This window comes from Methanobrevibacter sp., assembly GCF_045116495.1.
Taxonomy (GTDB): Archaea; Methanobacteriota; Methanobacteria; order Methanobacteriales; family Methanobacteriaceae; genus Methanocatella.
Map to the genome: position 1 here is coordinate 19,334 of NZ_JBGULU010000004.1, position 21,255 is coordinate 40,588.

A 21,255-nucleotide genomic window follows, 5' to 3' on the forward strand; every position below is an offset into this window, starting at 1 on the left:
TTTTTATACTCTAACTTGCTTTTAATGTCTTTTTAATTTACAGAGTATACAGATTGCCATAATTATAAAGGGTAACGTCATCTGGAACTCTATGAATTATGTTTTTTGTGTCAAATATTATTGGATTTTTCATTTTTTTACCAATCAATTCATAATCCGGATGTTTAAACTCATTATGGTCGCATAAAATAAGAATTAAATCAGCACCATCAATTGCATCAGCTAAACTTACAAGACCTTCCCGTTTTATGTGAGGGTCGTGTATTGCAATTTCATAGCCGTCATTTTCTAGTTCGGCTATTATTTCATAAGCCGGACTTTCCCTGTCATCACCGGTATTTCCTTTATAGGAAATGCCTAAAACGGCAATTTTTCCGGTTGAAATTATTTTTCTCACGTATTCGCATACGAATTTCGGCATGGAATTGTTTGTATCACGGGCAAGCTTAATTATTTTTGCAGTTTCCGGCGCTTTAGCATAAATGAAGTATGGATCAATCGCAAGGCAGTGGCCACCAACACCAGGTCCTGGGGAATGAAGGTTTACTCTTGGATGTTTGTTTGCCATTTTTATTACATCAAGTGCATTCACGCCAATTTCGGCACATATTTTTGTTAGCTCATTTGCAAGGGCAATATTGACGTCTCTAAAAGTATTTTCCATACATTTTGATAGTTCGGCAGTTTTTGCTTCTGTAAGCATCAGATTTCCTTCAACAAACTGTCCATATACTTCACTTGCCTTGACTGAGCAATCCGGTGTTACTCCACCGATGATTCTGTCATTGTGAACCAGTTCCTCTAAAATTCTGCCCGGAAGAACCCTTTCAGGACAGTGTGCAAGATATAAATCTTCACCGATGGTAAAACCAGCCTTTTCAAAAATAGGTTTGATGGTTTCATCAGTTGACATTGGAGCTATTGTTGATTCGATAATGATTGTATTTCCCTTTTCCAGATAAGGTATTATTGTTTCACATGCTGTAACGACATAGCTCAAGTCACAGCTGTAGTTTTCAATGATATATGGAGTAGGTACTGTAATAATGAAAGCATCCGCTTTTTCGGGAGTTAATGAGGCTTTATATGTATTATTTTTCACAGATTTTTTGATAATGTCAGCTATCCCAGGTTCTTCAATGTGGATAATTCCCTTATTCAGATTGTCAATAATCTCTTCGTTAATGTCAACTCCAACAACTTCACAATGGCTTCTTGAAAAAAGAGCAGCGGTTGGAAGTCCGATATATCCTTGACCCATAATACATACTTTCATAATATTAACTCCTATTTTAAATATTTAAAATAATATATATCTTACTATATATTAAAGCTTTAAGTGATATCATGAAAATTTTAATTACAGGATCCAACGGAATGTTGGGCCATGATTTGGAAAAGGTTTTAAAAGACAAGCATGAATTAATCTTAACCACATCCAAAACGTTGGATATAACTGATAAAGATAAAACAATGGAAATTATAAAGGAGAACAATCCCGACATTGTTATAAATTCTGCGGCCTATACTGATGTTGACGGATGTGAGACCAACCAGGATTTGGCATATGCCGTAAACGGACATGGCGTTGAAAACCTGGCTCTTGCATGCAGGCAAATCGACTGTCCTCTGGTTCATGTAAGTACTGATTATGTATTTGACGGAACTGCAAGAGATCCTATTCCTGAAGATGGTGAAATTGGTCCTATAAGCGTTTATGGCAAAAGCAAACTTATGGGAGAGCAGGCCATTCAGGAAATTTTGGACAAATACTTTATTGTGCGTACAGCATGGCTATACGGTATCAACGGTAAAAATTTCCCTAAAACAATGCTTGAGCTTGCTGAAAATCATCCGGAAATCACCGTTGTTTATGATGAGGTTGGAACTCCGACATATACTCCGGATTTGGCTTATGGAATTTCCCAGTTAATAGAAACTGATTTTTATGGAATTTACCATCTGACAAATTCAGGAAGCTGCTCCTGGTGTGAATTTGCAAGGTATATATTTGAGATTGCAGACCGTGACGTTAATGTGGTTCCGGTTACAGCATCCGAATTTTCAAGGCCGGCTCCAAGACCAAGCTATTCAGTATTGATGAATAAAAAATGGATTGAAAATGGATTTGAACCATTAAGAGATTATAAAGAAGCTATAAGTGAATATATTGAGTTGATTAAATGAATAAAAAGCTAGTGTTTGTCCTTGCACTTGTCATCGCATTATTTACAATGGCATCTGTAAGTGCAGGATTTTTCGATTTTTTAAAATTTGGAAATGATGATTCATCTTCCGTTAGTGTCGATGAAGATGGCCAGTACTGTACAGTAAATGAAGTTGCAGCTTATATTAAACAGTATCATAAGCTTCCAAGCAACTACATAACAAAAAAGGAAGCTCAGGAATTGGGATGGCACGGCGGACCGCTTAAAAGTTATGCTCCCGGAAAAAGCATAGGCGGGGACACATTCACCAACAGGCAGCACGTGCTTCCCGACAGCAATTCAAAATACATAGAATGTGACATTAACGCCAATGGAACAGCACGCGGAGCTGAAAGGATTGTCTACAATACCGGAGACTTTAAGGTTTATTATACAGCAGACCACTACAGCACATTTAAAGAGGTTTAAAATGCAACTGGACGGCAAATTAATAAAGGAAAATGGGCATGACTATTTGGCCGAAGCACTGAATTTTCCCGATTATTACGGCAAAAACCTGGATGCCTTATATGATTGTCTAACTGAAATCAGCTGCGAAATCGAATTGGTCAATGCCAGTTTTGTTGATAAGGATATTATTGACACATTTAAAGATGCAGCTTTTGAAAATGATTTTTTAAAATTAAAAATGTTCCCTTAACCGGGAAATTCTCTTTCTTTTTTTTAACATTATAAAAAAGACTGAATTGTAAATATTAGTCTATTTAGGCATTTTTCAGGTATTTCACTAAAATTTAGATGTTATTTTTCGCCACAAAACTTTTTATTTATCTAAAAATATCTTAATGCATTTTTTTTAAAATAGTATTCATTGGCATTCGATGGCTTGCCAGGTTATATCAAAGTTTTTCTCAAAAGTTAAATCAGTATTGTCATTTGCGAAAGTTAGCCAAAATTCTGAATTCCCATATATATTATAAACAATGATTCGACAATTTTTTTAGTTGAGAAGTCTTTCCTGATTTCATTTGCCTTTTGCCTTCTTCGACAAGGCCGACTAAAAATACAAATACACAGTTCAGCTAGAAACAATTGTCGGATCATCCCTTGACGGTAAAGCATACCTTAGGTCTGGTTTGGTTGTGAAACTTAAAGTCAACGGCAAAACATTTACAGGTAATACAGACAGTGTTGGTAAAGTCACCTTCAAGATAACTAATCTGTCCAAAAAAGCAAATTACAAAGCTAGTATTAGTTATGCTGGTGATAATACTTACAAATCCTCAAGCAAAACCGTAACTTTAAAAGTTAAATAGTGGGATTCAATTCTCACTATACCTTATTTTTTTTAATGTCCAAAAATTAGGGCACATACATCAATCTGCAAATTTAACAGAATTATTTCTTTTTTTTAGTGCGAAAAATATTTGTAATAATATTACATCTTAAATAAAACATTATATTAATCATTAAAAATAAATTTATTTTTTAGTGATTGTTATGAAAGGTATAGTACTTGCAGGCGGTTCCGGAACTCGTCTTTATCCAATTACAAAGGCAGTTTCCAAGCAATTATTACCCTTATATGATAAACCGATGATTTATTATCCTATATCTGTATTGATGCTTGCAGGAATTCGTGAAATTTTGATTATTTCTACTCCCCGTGACTTGCCAATGTATAAAGACTTGCTTGGTGACGGCAGTAGTTTCGGCATTGAATTTTCATATGAAGTTCAGGAAAATCCAAATGGTCTTGCTGAAGCATTTGTTATAGGTGAAGAGTTCATCGGCGATGACAGTGTTGCTTTGATTTTGGGGGATAATATCTTCCATGGACACAGATTTACAGAAATCCTTCAAAGAGCTAAAAACCTGAAAGAAGGCGCTGTAATATTTGGATATTACACCAACAATCCTGAAGCCTTTGGCGTTGTTGAGTTTGACAGTGAATGGAACGTGTTATCCATTGAAGAAAAACCGGAAAAGCCTAAATCAAATTATATTGTACCTGGCCTTTATTTTTATGATAATGATGTAATTGAAATATCTAAAAACGTCAAACCTTCCGATAGGGGGGAAGTTGAAATTACATCAGTCAATGAAGAGTATTTGAAGCGCGGTAAGCTTAAGGTCGAACTTCTTGGAAGAGGTATGGCCTGGCTTGATACCGGTACTCATGAGGGGCTTTTGGAAGCTTCAAACTTTATAGAAACTATTCAAAAAAGACAGGGGTTATATATAGCTTGTCTTGAAGAGATAGCTTATCTTAAAGGTTATATTAATGATGAAGAGTTGTTGAAAACAGCTGAAGAACTTAAAAAAACCGATTATGGGCAATACTTATTTAATTTAGTTAAAAAGTGATTTTATGGGAAAATTTAAATTTACAGATTTAGATATTGAGGGGATGTTTTTAGTCGAGCCTACTGTTTTTGAAGACAATAGGGGATACTTTATGGAATCTTATAATGAAAATGATTTTAAGCAAGCAGGTCATGATTTAACATTTGTTCAGGATAATCAATCTAAATCATCAAAAGGTGTTTTAAGAGGCCTGCATTTACAGGTTAATTATCCTCAAGGCAAACTTGTACGTGTTATCAAAGGAGAAGTATTTGATGTTGGAGTAGACCTGAGGGCAGATTCTCCTACCTACGGAAAGTGGGCCGGAGCCATTTTATCTGAAGAAAATAAAAAACAGTTATTCATTCCGCCAAAATTCGCACACGGATTTGTTGTCCTGTCAGATGAGGCAGAATTCCAATATAAATGCACAGAATTTTATCATGGTGATGATGAAAGCGGTATAATGTGGAATGATGAGGATATTGCAATCGACTGGCCGATTGATGATATCGATGAGATTATTTTATCAGATAAGGATAAACAGTGGAAAACCCTGAAGGAATCTCAAATTAAATATGAGTGATAACATGGCTAAGATACTTGTTACAGGCGGTGCTGGCTTTATCGGAAGCAATTTCGTAAGGTATATGGTTAATAAGTACTCTGAATATGAAATCATTAACCTGGATGCATTGACATACTGCGGAAACCTTGAAAACTTAAAAGACATTGAGGATAGGGATAATTATTCCTTTGTTAAGGGAGACATTAGGGACAAATCTGTCGTTGATGATTTGGTCAAGGAATGTGATTATGTTATTAATTTTGCAGCCGAAAGCCATGTTGACAGAAGCATAGAAGATCCGGAAATCTTCATCAAATCAAATGTTTTGGGTACACAGACTCTTTTGAATGCGGCTAAGGAATTCGGTGTTGAAAAATATATCCAGATATCCACTGATGAGGTTTATGGAACTTTAGGAAAAACCGGTTATTTTACAGAAACTACTCCTTTACAACCTAACAGCCCATATTCTGCTTCAAAAGCAGGTGGAGATTTAATTACACGAGCATATGGAGAAACTTTTGATTTGCCAATTAACATTACACGCTGTTCTAATAATTATGGACCTTACCAGTTTCCAGAAAAATTAATTCCATTAATGATTTCAAATACTCTGGAAGATAAGAAATTACCAATTTATGGTGATGGTAAAAACATTCGTGACTGGTTGCATGTTTTAGACCATTGCAGAGCTATTGATTTGGTAATGCATGAGGGTGAACTTGGTGAAGTTTATAATATCGGCGGAAACAACGAAAAAGAAAATATTTATATCGTCAAGTTAATTTTAGAAGAGCTCGGTAAGGATGAATCATTGATCGAATTTGTAACTGATAGGTTAGGCCATGATAGGCGCTATGCAATCGATTCAACAAAAATTCAAAATGATTTAGGCTGGTCCCCGGAATATACTTTTGAAAAAGGTATAAAAGAAACAATCCAATGGTATTTGGACAATCAGGATTGGACCAATCAGATTAAAACCGGCGACTATCAAAAATATTATGAAAAAATGTATGGCAACAGGTAATTTTTACACTTGAAACATACCTCTTTTTTCTATTATTTCATTATTTATTATTAATTTTTTTAACCAACTGTTTAAAAATTTTTGGATAAATTATTTTATTAACTATTATTTTATTCATTATATATTAATAGCTTATTTTTTTGAAATAAAGATAATTTTATATATTCTTTTTTTTAAATATTCATTAGTGTAAGAATTTTTATTGTTTAATTCTTATGTTTGGGGAAATGGTGATTTTATGTTGACACAATATTTACCTTTTGTTGCGTTAATTATTTTTGGCAATATTGAAAACTTGGTGCTCTCTTCACAGGGAGTTGTTGCTGGTGTTAATCCGCTAAAATTAGGTATTGCAAGTATTATCTGTGTTTCAATATGGCTTATTATTGGTACTTTCGGAACCCAAATTCTTATAGAATATGTTGATTTCATTGATTTTATTGGTGGTTTAGCAATATTTATTTTAGGTTTACAAGCGATGATTCAATCTGTTAGGGGTGAATAGATGGACCAGGAATTAAAACATTTTTCAGTATTATTGGTTTTTGGAAACATTGAAAACTTGATTTTGGCAGCTCAAGGTGTTGATGCACATGTAAACCCGTTAGGTTTGGCAATTTTAAGTTTAATGGCTGTTTGCTTCTGGCTTATAATAGGTACATTCGGTACAAGATTCGCAATGAAATATGCAAGGATTATCAACTTCATCGGAGGTCTGGCAATATTTATTTTAGGTATTCAGGCAATGATGAACTCAATACCTGGAATGTTAGCATTTTTCCATTAAATTAATTACTGCTGATTTTCATGAAATATCTTAAACATAAAATCTATGGATTTATATTTAATTTATTTAAAGTATTTCCCATAAATAAAAACAGAATTACATTCATTGTCGATTCGGGTGAATCATTCAAAGGTAATCTGGATTATATCAAAAATGAATTTGAAAAAAGAGGAAATTTCGAGTTTAACTTTTTTTATAAAGATCAGTTTTCAATCAATGCCCTTAAAAAATTAGCTACTTCAAAATACATATTTTTAAACGATAACTTTTTTCCTGTGGCATTCATGAATTTCAAAAGTGAAACTGTAGTTACCCAATTGTGGCATGCACCTGGAGCATTTAAAAAGTTCGGCGGGTCTGTCAGTGATGAGGACGCAAAAGAAATGCTTTTAAAGATTTCAAAAAATACAGACTATTTAATTGTATCCTCAAAAAATATTGTAGATTATTATAGTGAAGCCTTCCAGATATCAAAGGATAAAATTAAGCCTTTAGGTCTTCCAAGAGCGGATTATTACTTTGAAAATCACAATATTGATGAATTGAAGTCCAAATTTTGCAGTAAATATGGAATCGATTTGGAAAAGAAAATAATTCTTTATGCTCCAACTTTTAGAGATGAAGAAAAGTATAATAACGTTTTCAATTATTTGAATTTGGATGAGTTCAACGAATCGTTGGGTGATGAGTATATTCTGGCTTTAAGGCTCCATCCAAAAATCAGGAATTTTTATAGCGGAGAAATTTCCGCACAGGAAAAATATGTGGATTGCAGCGATTATAAATCAGAGCAGGAATTGCTGCTGATTAGTGATATTTTAATTACGGACTATTCATCAATAATGATTGAATTTGCATTGTTAAATAAGCCTATTGTATTTTTCACATATGATTTTGATAGCTATTTAAACGAGGAAAGAGGATTTTATTTTGATTTTAAATCTACTGTTCCCGGACCTGTTGTTAATGATTCTAGTCAGTTAATTAATGTTATTGTAAACAGTGAATTTGATGAAAGCAAAATGTCCGACTTTGTTAAGACACAATTTGATGCAATTGATGGTGAAGCATCTAAAAGAGTTGTTGATTATCTTTTAAAATATGGTGGTCAAAATGAATAATATTGCCATTAGTGTAATCATACCTGTTTATAATTGTGCTGAATATATAGGTGTAACTCTTAAATCAGTAATTAATCAGGATTTTAAAGATTATGAAATAATAGTTATTGATGACGGCTCTACTGATGACAGTTTGAAAATCATCAATCAGACATTAAACAGTTGTGGGGTTCAATATAAAGTAATCCATCAGGAAAATGCCGGTGTTAGTGTTGCAAGAAACCACGGAATCGATATTGCGACAGGTGAGTATCTTGTTTTTATTGATGGGGATGATATAGTTTTAGAAAATCATTTGTCTGAATTATATAATCCCAATTATGATTTTAACTTAATACAGTTTGCTAAAAAAGATGATTCTTCATTATCAACTCCCAACCGCCTTAATAAAGGAGTTATTTCGACAAAGGATTTCATTAAAAAAGAACTAAACATGGAAATGCTATTTAATTTTTTCCAGTTATCGTATAGGGCCAGCATTATTAAAGAAAATGGTGTTTACTTTACTCCGGGAGTTGTTTATGGGGAAGACACAGAATTTGCACTTAAAGCATTAATTTACGGTAGTTCAATTCATATCAGTGAGGAAGTTACCTATTTTTATGTTCAACGTTCCGATTCTGCAATTAGAACTACAGAATTTAAACGATTTGATGTAATTCCTCTGTTTGAAAATCTTGCTCTTTTTTATAGGCTTAATGGAAAAAATGATCTGGCAAATCTGATTATATACTCAAGGATTCCAAAAGCAATTTTCGGCAATATGAATTACTTCTTCTATAGCTATTATGGTTTTGATAATGTAATGTATGTGATGAAGAAAAAAAATTTGTTTTCCAAATTGGCCAGGTATAAGGGTAATGATGAAAAATTTAAATGGAAAGTAAGACTATTTTTATTAAATCCGAAACTATATTATAAAATGTGGTTTAAGTTTAAAAATTCAATTGATTAACATGAAAGTTTCTGTCGTGACACCAAACTATAATGGAGAAAAGTTCTTAAAAGCTTTCTTCGAATCCTTGAACAATGACAGTGAGTTCATTGGGGAAGTGATTATCATAGATAATGGATCTAGTGATAATAGTAAGGATTACATTAACAGTAACACTTTTGATTTTCCGGTTAAATTAATTGAAAATTCACAAAATCTGGGCTTTGCTCCCGCAGTTAATCAGGGAATTTCGCATGCAAAGCACGAATACATATTTTCACTAAACAACGACACTGAAGTTAAGGAGGGTTCCATTAAGCATATGGTTGATTTAATTTCATCAAGCGAAGACATTTTCTCTGTTCAAGCTAAAATGCTTCAGTTTAATAATAAAGATTTGATTGATGATGCCGGTGATGAATATAACCTGCTTGCCTGGACTAAAAAAACAGGAGAAAACCATAACTCTAATGAATTTAATCAGGTCAAAGAAATCTTTTCAAGTTGTGCCGGAGCGGCCCTTTATAAAAAAACGTTATTGGAAGAATTGGGGATGTTTGACGATAACTTTTTTGCATACATGGAGGATGTGGATTTGGCAATAAGGGCTAAGATTAACGGTTATCACAATCTCTTGTGCCCGCAGGCTGTTGTCTACCATATTGGAAGTGCAACCAGTGGTAGCAGATACAATGAGTTTAAAGTAAAGTTGGCGGCCCGGAATAACGTTTGGGTTGTTTATAAGAATATTCCAATACCTTTAAAGATCATTAATTTTATATTCCTGTTTTTAGGATTTTTGTTAAAATATTTGTTTTTTGTAAAAAAAGGATTCGGTTCAATTTATCTGGCCGGAATAAAGGAAGGCTTGTCTTCAAGGGATAAAGTTACAAAAACGCAATTCAAATCAAAAAATATAAAAAATTATTTAAAAATTGAATATAGATTAATTATTAACATGTTTAAATTTTTAAAAGGATAATCAGTTGATTTTTATGGATTTATCTATTGTAATTGTAAATTACCGGACTTATGAATTAACAAGAGATACTGTTAATTCGATTTTAAAGTATTCCTATCCATTTAACTATGAAATAATCGTTGTTGATAATGCATCTGGTGATGATAGTTTAGCCAGATTAAGAGATTACTTTAAAGATAATGTAAAATTCATAGAATCCAGTGAAAACAGGGGATTTGCAGTCGGAAATAATCATGCTTTAAGGCAGGTAAACAGTGATTATGTATTGCTTTTAAATTCAGATACGGTAGTTTGGGAAAATACATTAGAAAACATTTACAGTTACATGGAAAAGCACAAGGACGTTGGTGCATGCGGATGCAGGGTCAGATTGGAAAACGGTGAGCTGGACAAAGCATGTAAAAGAACTTTTCCAAACGTTAAAAATTCCTTTTTTAGATTATTCCATATCCCAAACAAGAGCAGTGATGATAATTACAATTTAACTGATTTACCAGACGATGAGGTCTATGAAATTGACTGTCTTACCGGAGCATTCATGTTTATTAGAAAAGAAGCTCTAGACAAGGCGGGCTTATTGGATGAAACGTTTTTCATGTATGGCGAAGACATTGACCTTTGTTACCGAATCAAGGAAGCCGGCTGGAAAATAGTCTATTATGGAAAATCATCAATAACTCATTTGAAGGGAGCTAGCAGTAAAAAACAAAAAAGTAAATTGATTTATGAATTTTACCATGCGATGTATATTTATTATAATAAACACCATGCCAATGAATCTTCCTTTATCGTGAACATTGTTGTTTACTTGGGTATGGGTGTTTTATGCATTTTAAAACTATTTTTAAATTTGTTTAAAAAAAGAGTATAAATAAGATATTAGACAATATTATATTAAAACTAGTTTTTCGGTAATTACTATGATAAAGGAAAATCAACGATTATTTAATATTAGCTTAGTATTAATTGATGTGTTAGTTATTACTTTATCACTTTATTGTTCATTTTGGTTGAGGTTTTATACGACAATTTTCGGCCCGATTGGAGGCCATTTGGGGATTATGAGTTACACTTTATTTTTAGTTTTTGCTGTAATTCCTACTTATCTCATTCTTTATTTTGCATTTGGATTGTATAAACCCCGCAGAACCTATAAGAATATATTTTCAGAAGCGACTCAGATAATCAAGGTAAATATTGTAGCATTTTTTGTTTTGCTTGCTATCTTATTTATTATCAATCAGCCTAACTTTTCAAGAATCATGCTTATGCTTTTAGCGATAATAGGTTCATTTTTCGGAATTATTGAAAGGTTCATTGTTAGAAGCATTTTGAGAAGGGTTAGAATTAACAATAGGAATTTAAAGCATATCCTGATTGTCGGAGACAACGATTTGGCCTTTTCATTTGCCCGTAAAATTAAAGATAATCCTTATTTGGGATACGTCGTAAGCGGTATTTTAGGAAGGTCCGATCATATTGGATATGAAATTGCTGGAACTAGGATTATAGGAGCCTTCAAGGATTTGGATAATATTTTGGAAAGAAATAGATTTGACCGGGTTGTTTTAGCAATTCCTTTGAGGTATTATTATCGTCTAAACGAACTTGTGGAAAGCTGTGAAAAATATGGAATTAAGGCAGAAATTATTCCAGATTACATTAGGTATTTCCCGGCACAGCCGTCCGTTGACATGATAGAGGACATTCCTATAATCAATATCCGTTATGTTCCGTTGGATGATGAGTTCAACAAATTCTTAAAATACAGTTCAGATTATTTGATTTCAATAATAGCAATTATTATCACATCCCCAATAATGCTGATTACTGCAATTGCTATTAAGTTAACATCTAAAGGTCCTATTATCTTTAAACAGGAAAGAATTGGCCATAATGCAGAGCCGTTCATGATGTATAAGTTCCGCAGTATGGAAGTTCAAGATCCGAGATTGGAGAAGTCCGAATGGACAACAAAAGATGATCCTCGTAAAACTATTGTTGGTAACTTTATTAGAAAAACTAGTATTGATGAATTGCCTCAATTTTTCAATGTTTTAAAGGGAGATATGAGTGTTGTCGGTCCAAGACCTGAAAGACCTTACTTTGTTGAACAATTTAAGGAAAATGTTCCTAAATATATGGTCAAACATCAGGTAAGACCTGGAATAACCGGTTGGGCTCAAATTCATGGGTGCCGTGGTGATACTTCTATCAGAAAACGTATAGAATATGATATTGAGTATGTAGAAAACTGGCACATGGGATTAGACTTAGCAATAATGATTAAAACTGCTTTAAAGAAAAATCCTAATGCATATTAGTTTTTTCATACATTCACATCTGTGCATTGTCGCACTTGGACTACATTTATAAAAAATTTTTTTTATAATATAAATAATACTCATCAAATGCTCTCTCTAATATTTTATATAGAGTATAATGATAAAATAATAATTAACTTTTCTATGAGGGGTTTGGTATGCAAGAAGAAATTTTACAATTATATGAAAAAATCAAAGATCAACTTTCCGAAGAAGAGTTTAACGCTGAAATAGAAGATTTACGTAAAACTTACGGTGATGTAGAATTTATGAACGATATAGATTTGGCACGTATGATTTTAGAAAATTATGGTGTTGAAAATCCGGAAGTAGTTTCTACAGATGAAAATGATGAATTAGCTATTCAAGAAGCAACTGATGATTCTATGGAAAGTAGTGAAGATGCAGGATTTACAATGACTGAAGAAATTCAGGAATATTATGATAAGGTTAGTGATAAGGTTTCTCAGGATGAATTCTTCCAGCGCATGGAGGTATTCAAAAAAGAAAATGCAGACATATCATTCATGGGGGCAACTGATTTTGCTAAAATGGTTGTCAGTGAACTGGAAGACAAAGTCGAAGAAGTTGAAACATTATCAGAAACTGCTGAATATTCTGATAAGTCAATTAAAGATTTGGAAGAGGGCAGTAAAGATGTCCATGTTTCAGGTAGGGTAATATCAATTTCTAATAAACGATCCTTTAAAACACGCAAAGGTAAAGAAGGTGAAGTATGCAATGTGGAACTTCAGGACAATACCGGAACAATGAGATGTGTTTTCTGGACTCAAAACATGCCTCTTTTAAATAAATTCAATGAAGGCGATGTTATACAAATTAAAAATGTTGATATTAAAGAAGGTTATTCAGGTCTTGAAGCTAACCTAAGGCCAAGATCATCCATTGCACACATTGATGATGACTCTTCAAAATATCCGGTTTATGAAGAGAAAATCACTGACATAGCTGACATTGAACCTGATACTAAAGTTAATATCATTGCCAGGATTATTAGAATTCCTACAATCAGAAGCTATGAAAAAAATGGAAAAGAAGGAAAAGTCGCTTCACTTGAATTGCAGGATGCAACTGGTAAGATTTCCTATACTTTATGGAATAAAAATGTTGAATTAATCGAAGATTTAAAATTGGAGGATGGCGATACTGTAAAAATCCTCGCAGCTCAATCCCGTGAAAGAATCAATAGGGATGGAGAATCTGAAATTTCATTAAGTCATTGGGATGGAAGGATTATCAAAGGTGAATATGATGTTCCTGAAATAGAACAGGAATTTTCACAAATCGGTGATTTATCAGAGCAAAAAGATGTTTCCATTAAAGGAGTGGTAGTTAGGCTCCAAGATATTAAAACATTCATTAGAAAAACAGACAATTCTGAAGGTAGATTAAGAAACTTTGATGTTGGGGATTCAACTGGAGCTATAAGAGTCACTGTTTGGGGAGATGACACTACTATAGCCATCAATAAAGGAGATATAGTTAAAATTATCGGCGGGGATGTTCGTTTTGATGAATATACCGAAAGCGGATATTCAATGAACACCAATTTCAATACTCAAATCACTGTCAATCCGACAAACTTGACTGCTGAAGAATTGGATGAATTCGAAGCTATAAGAGAACAACTAAGGCCAGTTCCTATAGGAACCATTGCTGAAATTGATGATGAAGGCAAGGAAATTGACATTATTGGTAGAATTCTCTCAGTAAATGACGTCAACGAATTCCAACGTGATGACGGAAGCGTAGGTCTTGTCAGATCCGTAATGTTTGCTGATGAATCAGGCAAAGTTCAGCTATCATTCTGGAATGAAAAAGCTCAGGAAGAATATGTTGTTGGAGATGCATACCAAATTGAAAATGCTAGAACAAGACTTGGAATGATGAGCGTTGACTTGAATATTGGAAACAATTCTAGAGTAATTAAATTGTCAGAAGAACAAGCATCAGCAATGTTTATTCCGGAATTATCCACCTTGGAAAAAACAATCTATAATCCTAAAAAGATTGAAGATTTAGATGAAGATGAAGAGGATACTATTATCATAGGTAGAATAATTGAGATTTATGATATCCGTAAATTCGATAGAGACACCGGAGATACCGGTCATGTAAGGAATATCGAAATTGCTGACGATACAGGTGCTATTAGAGTCGCATTATGGGATAATGATGCACTTAAAGAAAGGAATATTGGTGATGGAATTAAATTACAGAACCCACGTTTAGCATTAAACATGGATAATCGTCTTGAAGCTAATGTATCAAGAGCTACAACAATTCTTGAACCTAGTGAAAGTGAATTAGAAAAATTACCATCAATTGATGAGTTACTGGCCGAAATTTACACTCCAAAAACTATAGAATCCTTATTGGAAGATGATACTAATGTTTGTGTCACCGGTACTATCAAAGAGGTAAGCACTGAAAGAGTACTTCTTAAAAGATGTCCTAGTTGTAATCAAAGTGTTGAAGAATCAGAGGATGAATACATTTGTGATAATTGTGGATTTACCTTTGATGAGCCAGAATATCTTCTTATGGTTCCTACAAGAATTGAAGATGACACTGGTGAAATTCAAGTTACATTCTTTGATAAATTAGCAGAGGAATTAATTGGAATGAAAAAAGAAGAAATAATTAGTCTTGTCGATGACGGTTACGGTATTGAAGATAAACTTGAAGACTTAAGCGGTTTGACTGTCGAGATTATAGCTAATGTCAGTTTTGATGAATACAGGGAAGAAAACAAATTAAGCCCTAAAAAGATTATAAACAAATATTTTTAAATTAAATAAACTAAAGGAATGATTATAATGGTAGAATTAGCAGATTTACCAGGTGTTGGTGAAAAAACAGCAGAAAAATTAAGGGACGCAGGTTTCGCTGATATGATGAGATTAGCTACTGCTACTCCTAAAGAATTGTCAGTAAAGGCCGAAATTGGTGAAGGAGTTGCTGAAAAAGTTATTGAAGCAGCCCGTAGAGCTGAAAACATTGATTTTGAAACTGCTTTAGAAGTTGATGAAAGAAGAAAAGATGTTGGCCATATCACTGTAGGTTGTCAAGAATTCAATGATTTAATTGGTGGAGGAATTGAAACTCAATCAATCACTGAAGTATTTGGTGAATTTGGATCTGGTAAAAGTCAAATTTCCCATGAATTAGCCGTCACTGTTCAATTGCCTTTTGAACTTGGAGGACTCGAAGGGGAATGTGTATTCGTCGATACTGAAAACACTTTCCGTCCAGAAAGGGTAAGACAAATCGCTGAAGGTTTCGATTTAGATGTTGAACAAGTCTTAAGCAGAATTCATGTTGCACGTGCATTTAACTCTGCCCACCAAATTTTAATGGTGGATAAAATCAATGAGCTTATTCAAAATGGTACAAATGTAAAATTAGTTATTGTCGATTCATTAATGGCTCATTTCAGAGCAGAATATGTTGGAAGGGAATCCTTGGCAGTAAGACAACAAAAACTAAATCAACATTTACATTCACTTCAACAAATAGCTAACACTTACAACGTTGCTGTGTTCTTAACAAACCAAGTTCAAGCAAAACCTGATTCATTCTTTGGAAGTCCTACCAAAGCTATTGGTGGACACGTTTTAGGTCACGCTTCTACTTACAGAATTTGGCTTAAAAAAGGTCTTGCAGGTAAAAGAATTGCACGTTTAGTGGATTCTCCTCATTTGCCTGAAGGTGAATGTGTATTTAAAATTACTAGCGAAGGTATCGTTAGCTAATTTTATTTTTTTCTTTTTTATTTTAAAGATTTTTTGCAACTGTAACCCTTTTGATTACACTACTTTAAATTTTAGTTATGTTGTACCTAAAAATTGTTAATATTAACATAACTAAAAGTTATTATTTCATCAAAATCAAACAATTTATCTTTTTTTAATTCAATTAGCTTTAATAATCCTTTTTTTAGAGTATAACATTATTTTAATCAATATTTTTTTTCATCATATATAAACTTTACTCCAAGATTTCATAAGAAAGCTTTAAATATGTGTATTTACTACATATGTATATCTAATACTATGTAAAAATTCTATAGACTTGTTTTAAAAAATTGCAATTTTTATTATATATTAGATATTTTTCACGACTTGTACAAGGTGAATTAATATGGCAGAAGAAATAAATAATAACGAAGAAATTAGGATAGGTGTTTACGTCTGTCACTGTGGTGTAAACATTGGTGGAGTAGTCGACTGTCCTGAAGTAGCTGAATATGCAAAGACACTTCCTAACGTTGTCTACGCAACAGACTATAAATACATGTGTTCCGATCCGGGTCAAGCTATGATCCAAGAGGACATTAAAGAGAAAAACTTAAACAGAATTGTTGTAGCAGCATGTTCTCCTCGTCTTCACGAACCTACTTTCCGTAGATGTGTAGAAGAAGCTGGATTAAACAAATTCTTATTTGAATTTGCTAACTTAAGAGAACAAGACTCCTGGGTACACATGGACTTACCAGAAGAAGCTACCAACAAAGCTAAAGATTTAACACGTATGGCTGTTGCTAAAGCTAGATTACTCGAACCATTAGAAGCTACTAAAGTAGCAGTAAACAACACTGCATTAGTTATCGGTGGTGGAGTAGCTGGTATTCAAACTTCATTAGACTTAGCTGACATGGGCTTCAAAACCTACGTTGTAGAAAGAAACCCAACCATCGGTGGACGTATGGGACAATTAGATAAAACATTCCCAACTCTCGACTGTTCAATGTGTATTTTAGCACCTAAGATGGTAGACTGTCAAAAACACGAAAACATCGAATTAATTTCCTATGCAGAAGTAACCGAAGTAGACGGATACATCGGTAACTTCAACGTAAAAGTAGAGAAAAAACCAAGATATGTTGATGAAGCATTATGTACTGGATGTGGATCCTGTCAAGAAGCTTGTCCTATCGAAATTCCTAACTACTACGACGAAGGTGTCGGTATGGTTAAAGCAGCATTCATCCCATTCCCTCAAGCTGTACCATTATGTGCAACTATCGATAAAGACTACTGTATCGAATGTAACTTATGTGTACAAGCATGTGGACCAAATGCTATCGACCACAATCAACAACCTGAAATTATCGAATTAGAAGTTGGTACTATTGTAGCAGCTATCGGTTACGACCCATTCGACCCATCAGGAATTTACCAATACGGATACGGACGTTTCTCAAACGTTATTACCGCTATGGAAATTGAAAGGATGATTAACGCATCAGGTCCTACCGGTGGACACGTAATCAAACCTTCTGACGGTATTGAACCTAAACGTGTAGCATTCATCCACTGTGTCGGTTCCAGAGATGAACAAATCGGTAAACCATACTGTTCCAGAGTATGTTGTATGTACTCCATGAAAAACGCTCAATTATGTATTGACCACGAACCTGATACCGAAGTAACCTGTTACTACATGGATATTCGTTCATTCGGTAAAGGATACGAAGAGTTCTACAAAACATCTCAAGAAAAATACGGTATTGAATTTATCAGAGGTAAACCTGCACAAATCTTCGAAAACGATGATTTAACCTTAACTATCAGAGCAGAAGACACTTTACTCGGTAAAGTAACTGAATACACTTACGACCTCGTTGTATTAAGTGTTGGTCTCGAACACTCTGCAGGATCTGACGAACTCAGACAAACCTTAGGTCTTTCCAGATCTGCAGACGGATTCTACATGGAAGCTCACCCAAAACTCAGACCTGTTGACACCTTAACTGACGGTGTTTACATTGCTGGTGTAGCACAAGGTCCTAAAGATATTCCTGACTCCGTAGCACAAGGTTCAGCTGCAGCATCCAGAGCAGCTATCCCAATGGCTAAAGGAGAAGTAGAAATCGAACCTATTATTGCATCCAACGACGAAACCGTTTGTGGTGCTTGTCAAGTATGTGTTGAATTATGTCCATTCGACGCTATTTCAATCGCTACCGGTGTAGGTGGAAAAGAATTTGCACAAATTAACTCCGCATTATGTAAAGGATGTGGAACTTGTGTAGGTGCATGTCCATCTGGTGCAATGAACCAACAACACTTCAAAACCGAGCAAATTATGGCACAAATCAGTGCTGCTCTTGAAGACTTAGGTAAATAGATTTAGAGATTAATTTCTCTATTTCTTTTTTTATTTTTTTAACATTAACATTCGCAATTTCAATTTTTAAACTGTTTTTCCAACGTGATATATATCCCGAGATATTTTTCGCTTTCATTTTCCAAATCGTTAATGTTAATGAAAGATAGAATTAATAATTTTCATCTTGACTTTTTTTCATTGAAAATCCTAGTTTTTCATAACTATTATATTAGAGATTAAACATAAATTAATTCATAAATATATAATTGGATATTAGGTGTAGTAAATGGCTAATTATCATGACGAAATTTTAAACTTTGAAAAAATTGCACAAGAACATACTGAATATATGAGAAACAGTATAAATCTGATTGCTTCTGAAAACGTTACCAGTGTAGAAGTAACCGAAGCTTTAGCTACTGATTTTGCTCATAGATACGCTGAAGGACAAGCATTCCAAAGATTTTATGAAGGATGCCAATATGTTGATTTAGTTGAAGACAAAACAAAAAAACTTTCATGTAAAGTATATGACTGTGATTATGCTAATGTTCAACCGGTTTCCGGTGTAACAGCAAACCTTGCAGCATTCTTTGGATTTGCAAAACCTGGTGAAAAAGTAATGGCATTGGAAGTACCGTCCGGAGGTCACATTTCTCACGCTGATGTAAGTGCAGCAGGTATTCGTGGACTTAAAACTGTATTCCATCCATTAGATAAAAATGTAATGAACATTGACATTGATGCAATGAACAAAAAAATCCTCGAAGAAAAACCAAAAATAGTTTTATTCGGAGGAAGTTTATTCTTATTCCCACATCCTATTAAAGAAGCTCGTGAAGCTGCTGATGAAGTTGGAGCAACCATAATGTATGACGGGGCACATGTTTTAGGTTTAATTGCAGGAGGACAGTTCCAACAACCTTTAAAAGAGGGAGCAGATGTAATGATGGGAAGTACCCACAAAACATTCCCTGGTCCTCAAGGTGGTATTATTCTCTCACACAAAGAAAACGAAGAAATAATTGACAATGCAGTATTTCCGGGTGTTGTAAGCAATCACCACTTGCACCATTTGCTTGGTTTAGGAATTGCAACTGCTGAAATGTTGGAATTCGGTGAAGCTTATGCAAAACAGACTATTAAAAATGCTCAGGCATTAGGTCAAGCAATGTATGAATTGGGCTTTGATGTATTATGTGAAGATTTAGGATTTACCCAATCTCACCAAATTGCTGTTAACTTAACCAGCATCAGATCCGCATCCGATATTGCAAAAGAATTGGCAGACAATAATGTTATTTTAAACAAAAACCTCTTGCCTGGAGATGACAGGGACAACTCCGATGACCCATCCGGTATCAGAATCGGAACTCAGGAAATCACCCGTAGAGGCTTAAAAGAAAAAGAAATGACTGAAGTTGCTCAGTTTATTAAACGTGTAGCAGTCGATAAAGAAGATATTGCAGATGAAGTAGCTGAATTCATGAACCAATACACTACTTTAGACTATGCATTCTCAGATAGAGATGCTTACCAATATCATAAATTATAGATTAAAATGAGAATCGGATTTGCATTTACTGGTGCCGGTCATTTACTGCGCGAATCAGTACAGGTAGCTGAAAAATTAGCCAAAGAAAATGAGGTAACTGTATTTCTGTCAGGGGCTGCTGAAGAAGTCCTTAAGATGTATGGGCTTTACGAACGTGTTGAACGTTTAACCGGCGGCAAATACAGGGAACTTGCTACTGATTCCAATCAAAAATTTTCATATCCAATAACTGGTCGTTTATCATTAGGTAAATACGACCTGCTAATCGTCTCACCGGCTACGGCAAATACAGTTTCAAAAATAGTCTATGGAATTGCTGACACATTGGTTACAAATGCAGTGGCACAGGCGGGAAAAGGTGCTGTACCAGTATATATGGTGCCTGTAGACATTCATCCGGGGCCTGTTGATACAGTTCTGCCATCTAAAATGGAACTATCAAAATGTCAGAGCTGTGATGATTGTGTTGCTTCACTGGCTTGTGAACAAGGTGCAATAATTCCTCATGAGGAAATAGACCTGACAAAATGCATTGGATGTGGTTTGTGTAGAAATACATGTCCATATGATGCGATTTCCGAAGGAAAAATCATAACAATCTATATGAGAGATATTGATATTGAAAATACTCGCAAGCTAACAAGTATTGACAATATTCAAATCTTTGAAACTCCACAAGAGATCTTAGATAAATTCTAAGCAATCTCCTATTTTTATTTTTAATTTGCCTTTTTTTGTTTCTAAAATATTTTTTGCCTGTTTTTTAGAATTATAGAATTTCCATGGCTTCAATGTAATTTTATCAATAACCACATTGTTTTCACCCAAAAAATAAACATCAATTTCAAATCTCATAAAATGTGTGTGTATTGATGAATGCCTGATATTTGTAAATAACATTGCAAAATCAAAATCTTTTTTTCCCATCAATCCTATAAAACGTTTAAAAAAAGTGTCTGCATTTGTAATTTTTATATCAAATTTGTCATTGGTTGTTTTATTTAAAATCATAGCTATATATTATTTTTTTAATAATATATAAGCTTTTAACAAGTTTAAAACAATATTTACTTATATATAAGTTTTATTTTTCATTTTTCCACTAGTTAAATCTTCAAATGCAATTTTAAAGGATTCTTTTTCAAAAACCCCTGGAATAAGTAGTCTTTCATCATTATATTCGATAAAATAATATGGAACTGTAGTAATTCCATTTGATATTGCCTCGTCCATGTCGAGATCCACTTCGATATTTAATGAGCTGCTTTCAAGCAGTTCGCTTATTTCATTTTCATCCAATCCGCA

At 33.8% G+C, this 21,255-nt stretch carries 22 protein-coding genes; 19 read left to right on the forward strand and 3 right to left on the reverse strand.

Annotation, left to right across the window (positions count from 1 at the left end):
• Positions 1 to 37: 37 nt before the first annotated feature.
• On the reverse strand, positions 38 to 1,276 hold the full coding sequence (locus ACJMLH_RS00190; protein ID WP_405273955.1) for a nucleotide sugar dehydrogenase: 1,239 nt from the start codon (positions 1,274 to 1,276) through the stop codon (positions 38 to 40).
• A 71-nt stretch (positions 1,277 to 1,347) separates the two neighbouring features.
• Here ACJMLH_RS00190 and rfbD point away from each other — a divergent pair, with 71 nt between their 5' ends.
• From rfbD to ACJMLH_RS00285, 19 genes are all read left to right on the forward strand, one after another.
• A complete protein-coding gene (gene rfbD, locus ACJMLH_RS00195) occupies positions 1,348 to 2,187 on the forward strand; it encodes a dTDP-4-dehydrorhamnose reductase (protein WP_405273956.1) in 840 nt (279 codons plus the stop codon).
• Complete coding sequence (locus tag ACJMLH_RS00200) at positions 2,184 to 2,636, forward strand: ribonuclease domain-containing protein (protein ID WP_405273957.1); 453 nt, start codon at positions 2,184 to 2,186, stop codon at positions 2,634 to 2,636. The genes rfbD and ACJMLH_RS00200 overlap by 4 nt, the downstream gene beginning before the upstream one ends.
• Position 2,637: 1 nt before the next feature.
• Entirely contained in the window at positions 2,638 to 2,868 is a 231-nt protein-coding gene (locus ACJMLH_RS00205) for a barstar family protein (RefSeq protein WP_405273958.1), read from the forward strand.
• A gap of 442 nt (positions 2,869 to 3,310) precedes the next feature.
• On the forward strand, positions 3,311 to 3,484 hold the full coding sequence (locus ACJMLH_RS00210) for a hypothetical protein (RefSeq protein ID WP_405273959.1): 174 nt from the start codon (positions 3,311 to 3,313) through the stop codon (positions 3,482 to 3,484).
• 184 nt (positions 3,485 to 3,668) lie between these two features.
• Entirely contained in the window at positions 3,669 to 4,535 is an 867-nt protein-coding gene (gene rfbA, locus ACJMLH_RS00215) for a glucose-1-phosphate thymidylyltransferase RfbA (RefSeq protein ID WP_405273960.1), read from the forward strand.
• Positions 4,536 to 4,539: 4 nt separating this feature from the next.
• Positions 4,540 to 5,100: a dTDP-4-dehydrorhamnose 3,5-epimerase gene (rfbC, locus tag ACJMLH_RS00220; RefSeq protein WP_405273961.1), complete on the forward strand. Its 561-nt coding sequence runs from the start codon at positions 4,540 to 4,542 to the stop codon at positions 5,098 to 5,100.
• Between the two features lie 4 nt (positions 5,101 to 5,104).
• Positions 5,105 to 6,112, forward strand: coding sequence for a dTDP-glucose 4,6-dehydratase (gene rfbB, locus ACJMLH_RS00225; protein ID WP_405273962.1), 1,008 nt, complete (start codon positions 5,105 to 5,107; stop codon positions 6,110 to 6,112).
• 238 nt (positions 6,113 to 6,350) lie between these two features.
• A complete protein-coding gene (locus ACJMLH_RS00230; RefSeq protein ID WP_405273963.1) occupies positions 6,351 to 6,617 on the forward strand; it encodes a hypothetical protein in 267 nt (88 codons plus the stop codon).
• Entirely contained in the window at positions 6,618 to 6,899 is a 282-nt protein-coding gene (locus tag ACJMLH_RS00235) for a hypothetical protein (protein ID WP_405273964.1), read from the forward strand.
• A gap of 20 nt (positions 6,900 to 6,919) precedes the next feature.
• Complete coding sequence (locus ACJMLH_RS00240; RefSeq protein WP_405273965.1) at positions 6,920 to 8,020, forward strand: CDP-glycerol glycerophosphotransferase family protein; 1,101 nt, start codon at positions 6,920 to 6,922, stop codon at positions 8,018 to 8,020.
• A complete protein-coding gene (locus tag ACJMLH_RS00245; RefSeq protein ID WP_405273966.1) occupies positions 8,013 to 8,975 on the forward strand; it encodes a glycosyltransferase family 2 protein in 963 nt (320 codons plus the stop codon). Before ACJMLH_RS00240 ends, ACJMLH_RS00245 begins: the two co-directional genes overlap by 8 nt.
• Position 8,976: 1 nt before the next feature.
• Positions 8,977 to 9,936, forward strand: a complete 960-nt coding sequence (locus tag ACJMLH_RS00250) for a glycosyltransferase family 2 protein (protein WP_405273967.1) — start codon at positions 8,977 to 8,979, stop codon at positions 9,934 to 9,936.
• A 13-nt stretch (positions 9,937 to 9,949) separates the two neighbouring features.
• A complete protein-coding gene (locus ACJMLH_RS00255; protein ID WP_405273968.1) occupies positions 9,950 to 10,807 on the forward strand; it encodes a glycosyltransferase family 2 protein in 858 nt (285 codons plus the stop codon).
• A gap of 49 nt (positions 10,808 to 10,856) precedes the next feature.
• Positions 10,857 to 12,260 (forward strand): undecaprenyl-phosphate glucose phosphotransferase, encoded by a 1,404-nt coding sequence (locus ACJMLH_RS00260; protein ID WP_405273969.1) that lies wholly within the window; start codon positions 10,857 to 10,859, stop codon positions 12,258 to 12,260.
• A gap of 158 nt (positions 12,261 to 12,418) precedes the next feature.
• Positions 12,419 to 15,073, forward strand: a complete 2,655-nt coding sequence (locus ACJMLH_RS00265) for an OB-fold nucleic acid binding domain-containing protein (protein ID WP_405273970.1) — start codon at positions 12,419 to 12,421, stop codon at positions 15,071 to 15,073.
• A 27-nt stretch (positions 15,074 to 15,100) separates the two neighbouring features.
• On the forward strand, positions 15,101 to 16,036 hold the full coding sequence (gene radA / locus ACJMLH_RS00270; protein ID WP_405273971.1) for a DNA repair and recombination protein RadA: 936 nt from the start codon (positions 15,101 to 15,103) through the stop codon (positions 16,034 to 16,036).
• 388 nt (positions 16,037 to 16,424) lie between these two features.
• Positions 16,425 to 18,413 carry a 4Fe-4S binding protein gene (locus tag ACJMLH_RS00275; RefSeq protein WP_405273972.1) on the forward strand — a complete coding sequence of 663 codons (1,989 nt, stop codon included), beginning with the start codon at positions 16,425 to 16,427 and terminating at the stop codon, positions 18,411 to 18,413.
• A gap of 268 nt (positions 18,414 to 18,681) precedes the next feature.
• Positions 18,682 to 19,950, forward strand: coding sequence for a serine hydroxymethyltransferase (gene glyA, locus ACJMLH_RS00280; RefSeq protein ID WP_405273973.1), 1,269 nt, complete (start codon positions 18,682 to 18,684; stop codon positions 19,948 to 19,950).
• A gap of 6 nt (positions 19,951 to 19,956) precedes the next feature.
• Positions 19,957 to 20,649 carry a dihydromethanopterin reductase (acceptor) gene (locus ACJMLH_RS00285; RefSeq protein WP_405273974.1) on the forward strand — a complete coding sequence of 231 codons (693 nt, stop codon included), beginning with the start codon at positions 19,957 to 19,959 and terminating at the stop codon, positions 20,647 to 20,649.
• Here ACJMLH_RS00285 and ACJMLH_RS00290 read toward each other — a convergent pair.
• Entirely contained in the window at positions 20,635 to 20,961 is a 327-nt protein-coding gene (locus ACJMLH_RS00290; protein ID WP_405273975.1) for a DUF192 domain-containing protein, read from the reverse strand. The two genes, ACJMLH_RS00285 and ACJMLH_RS00290, sit on opposite strands and share 15 nt — an antisense overlap.
• Positions 20,962 to 21,021: 60 nt before the next feature.
• On the reverse strand, positions 21,022 to 21,255 hold a 234-nt coding region (locus ACJMLH_RS00295; protein WP_405273976.1), incomplete at its 5' end, for a hypothetical protein.

Excerpts from the sequence above, each read along its gene's own strand:
- ACJMLH_RS00190 (WP_405273955.1), bottom strand. The coding sequence starts at position 1,276 with ATGAAAGTATGTATTATGGGTCAAGGATATATCGGACTTCCAACCGCT.
- rfbD (WP_405273956.1), top strand. The coding sequence starts at position 1,348 with ATGAAAATTTTAATTACAGGATCCAACGGAATGTTGGGCCATGATTTG.
- ACJMLH_RS00200 (WP_405273957.1), top strand. The coding sequence starts at position 2,184 with ATGAATAAAAAGCTAGTGTTTGTCCTTGCACTTGTCATCGCATTATTT.
- ACJMLH_RS00205 (WP_405273958.1), top strand. The coding sequence starts at position 2,638 with ATGCAACTGGACGGCAAATTAATAAAGGAAAATGGGCATGACTATTTG.
- rfbA (WP_405273960.1), top strand. The coding sequence starts at position 3,669 with ATGAAAGGTATAGTACTTGCAGGCGGTTCCGGAACTCGTCTTTATCCA.
- rfbC (WP_405273961.1), top strand. The coding sequence starts at position 4,540 with ATGGGAAAATTTAAATTTACAGATTTAGATATTGAGGGGATGTTTTTA.
- rfbB (WP_405273962.1), top strand. The coding sequence starts at position 5,105 with ATGGCTAAGATACTTGTTACAGGCGGTGCTGGCTTTATCGGAAGCAAT.
- ACJMLH_RS00230 (WP_405273963.1), top strand. The coding sequence starts at position 6,351 with ATGTTGACACAATATTTACCTTTTGTTGCGTTAATTATTTTTGGCAAT.
- ACJMLH_RS00235 (WP_405273964.1), top strand. The coding sequence starts at position 6,618 with ATGGACCAGGAATTAAAACATTTTTCAGTATTATTGGTTTTTGGAAAC.
- ACJMLH_RS00240 (WP_405273965.1), top strand. The coding sequence starts at position 6,920 with ATGAAATATCTTAAACATAAAATCTATGGATTTATATTTAATTTATTT.
- ACJMLH_RS00245 (WP_405273966.1), top strand. The coding sequence starts at position 8,013 with ATGAATAATATTGCCATTAGTGTAATCATACCTGTTTATAATTGTGCT.
- ACJMLH_RS00250 (WP_405273967.1), top strand. The coding sequence starts at position 8,977 with ATGAAAGTTTCTGTCGTGACACCAAACTATAATGGAGAAAAGTTCTTA.
- ACJMLH_RS00255 (WP_405273968.1), top strand. The coding sequence starts at position 9,950 with ATGGATTTATCTATTGTAATTGTAAATTACCGGACTTATGAATTAACA.
- ACJMLH_RS00260 (WP_405273969.1), top strand. The coding sequence starts at position 10,857 with ATGATAAAGGAAAATCAACGATTATTTAATATTAGCTTAGTATTAATT.
- ACJMLH_RS00265 (WP_405273970.1), top strand. The coding sequence starts at position 12,419 with ATGCAAGAAGAAATTTTACAATTATATGAAAAAATCAAAGATCAACTT.
- radA (WP_405273971.1), top strand. The coding sequence starts at position 15,101 with ATGGTAGAATTAGCAGATTTACCAGGTGTTGGTGAAAAAACAGCAGAA.
- ACJMLH_RS00275 (WP_405273972.1), top strand. The coding sequence starts at position 16,425 with ATGGCAGAAGAAATAAATAATAACGAAGAAATTAGGATAGGTGTTTAC.
- glyA (WP_405273973.1), top strand. The coding sequence starts at position 18,682 with ATGGCTAATTATCATGACGAAATTTTAAACTTTGAAAAAATTGCACAA.
- ACJMLH_RS00285 (WP_405273974.1), top strand. The coding sequence starts at position 19,957 with ATGAGAATCGGATTTGCATTTACTGGTGCCGGTCATTTACTGCGCGAA.
- ACJMLH_RS00290 (WP_405273975.1), bottom strand. The coding sequence starts at position 20,961 with ATGATTTTAAATAAAACAACCAATGACAAATTTGATATAAAAATTACA.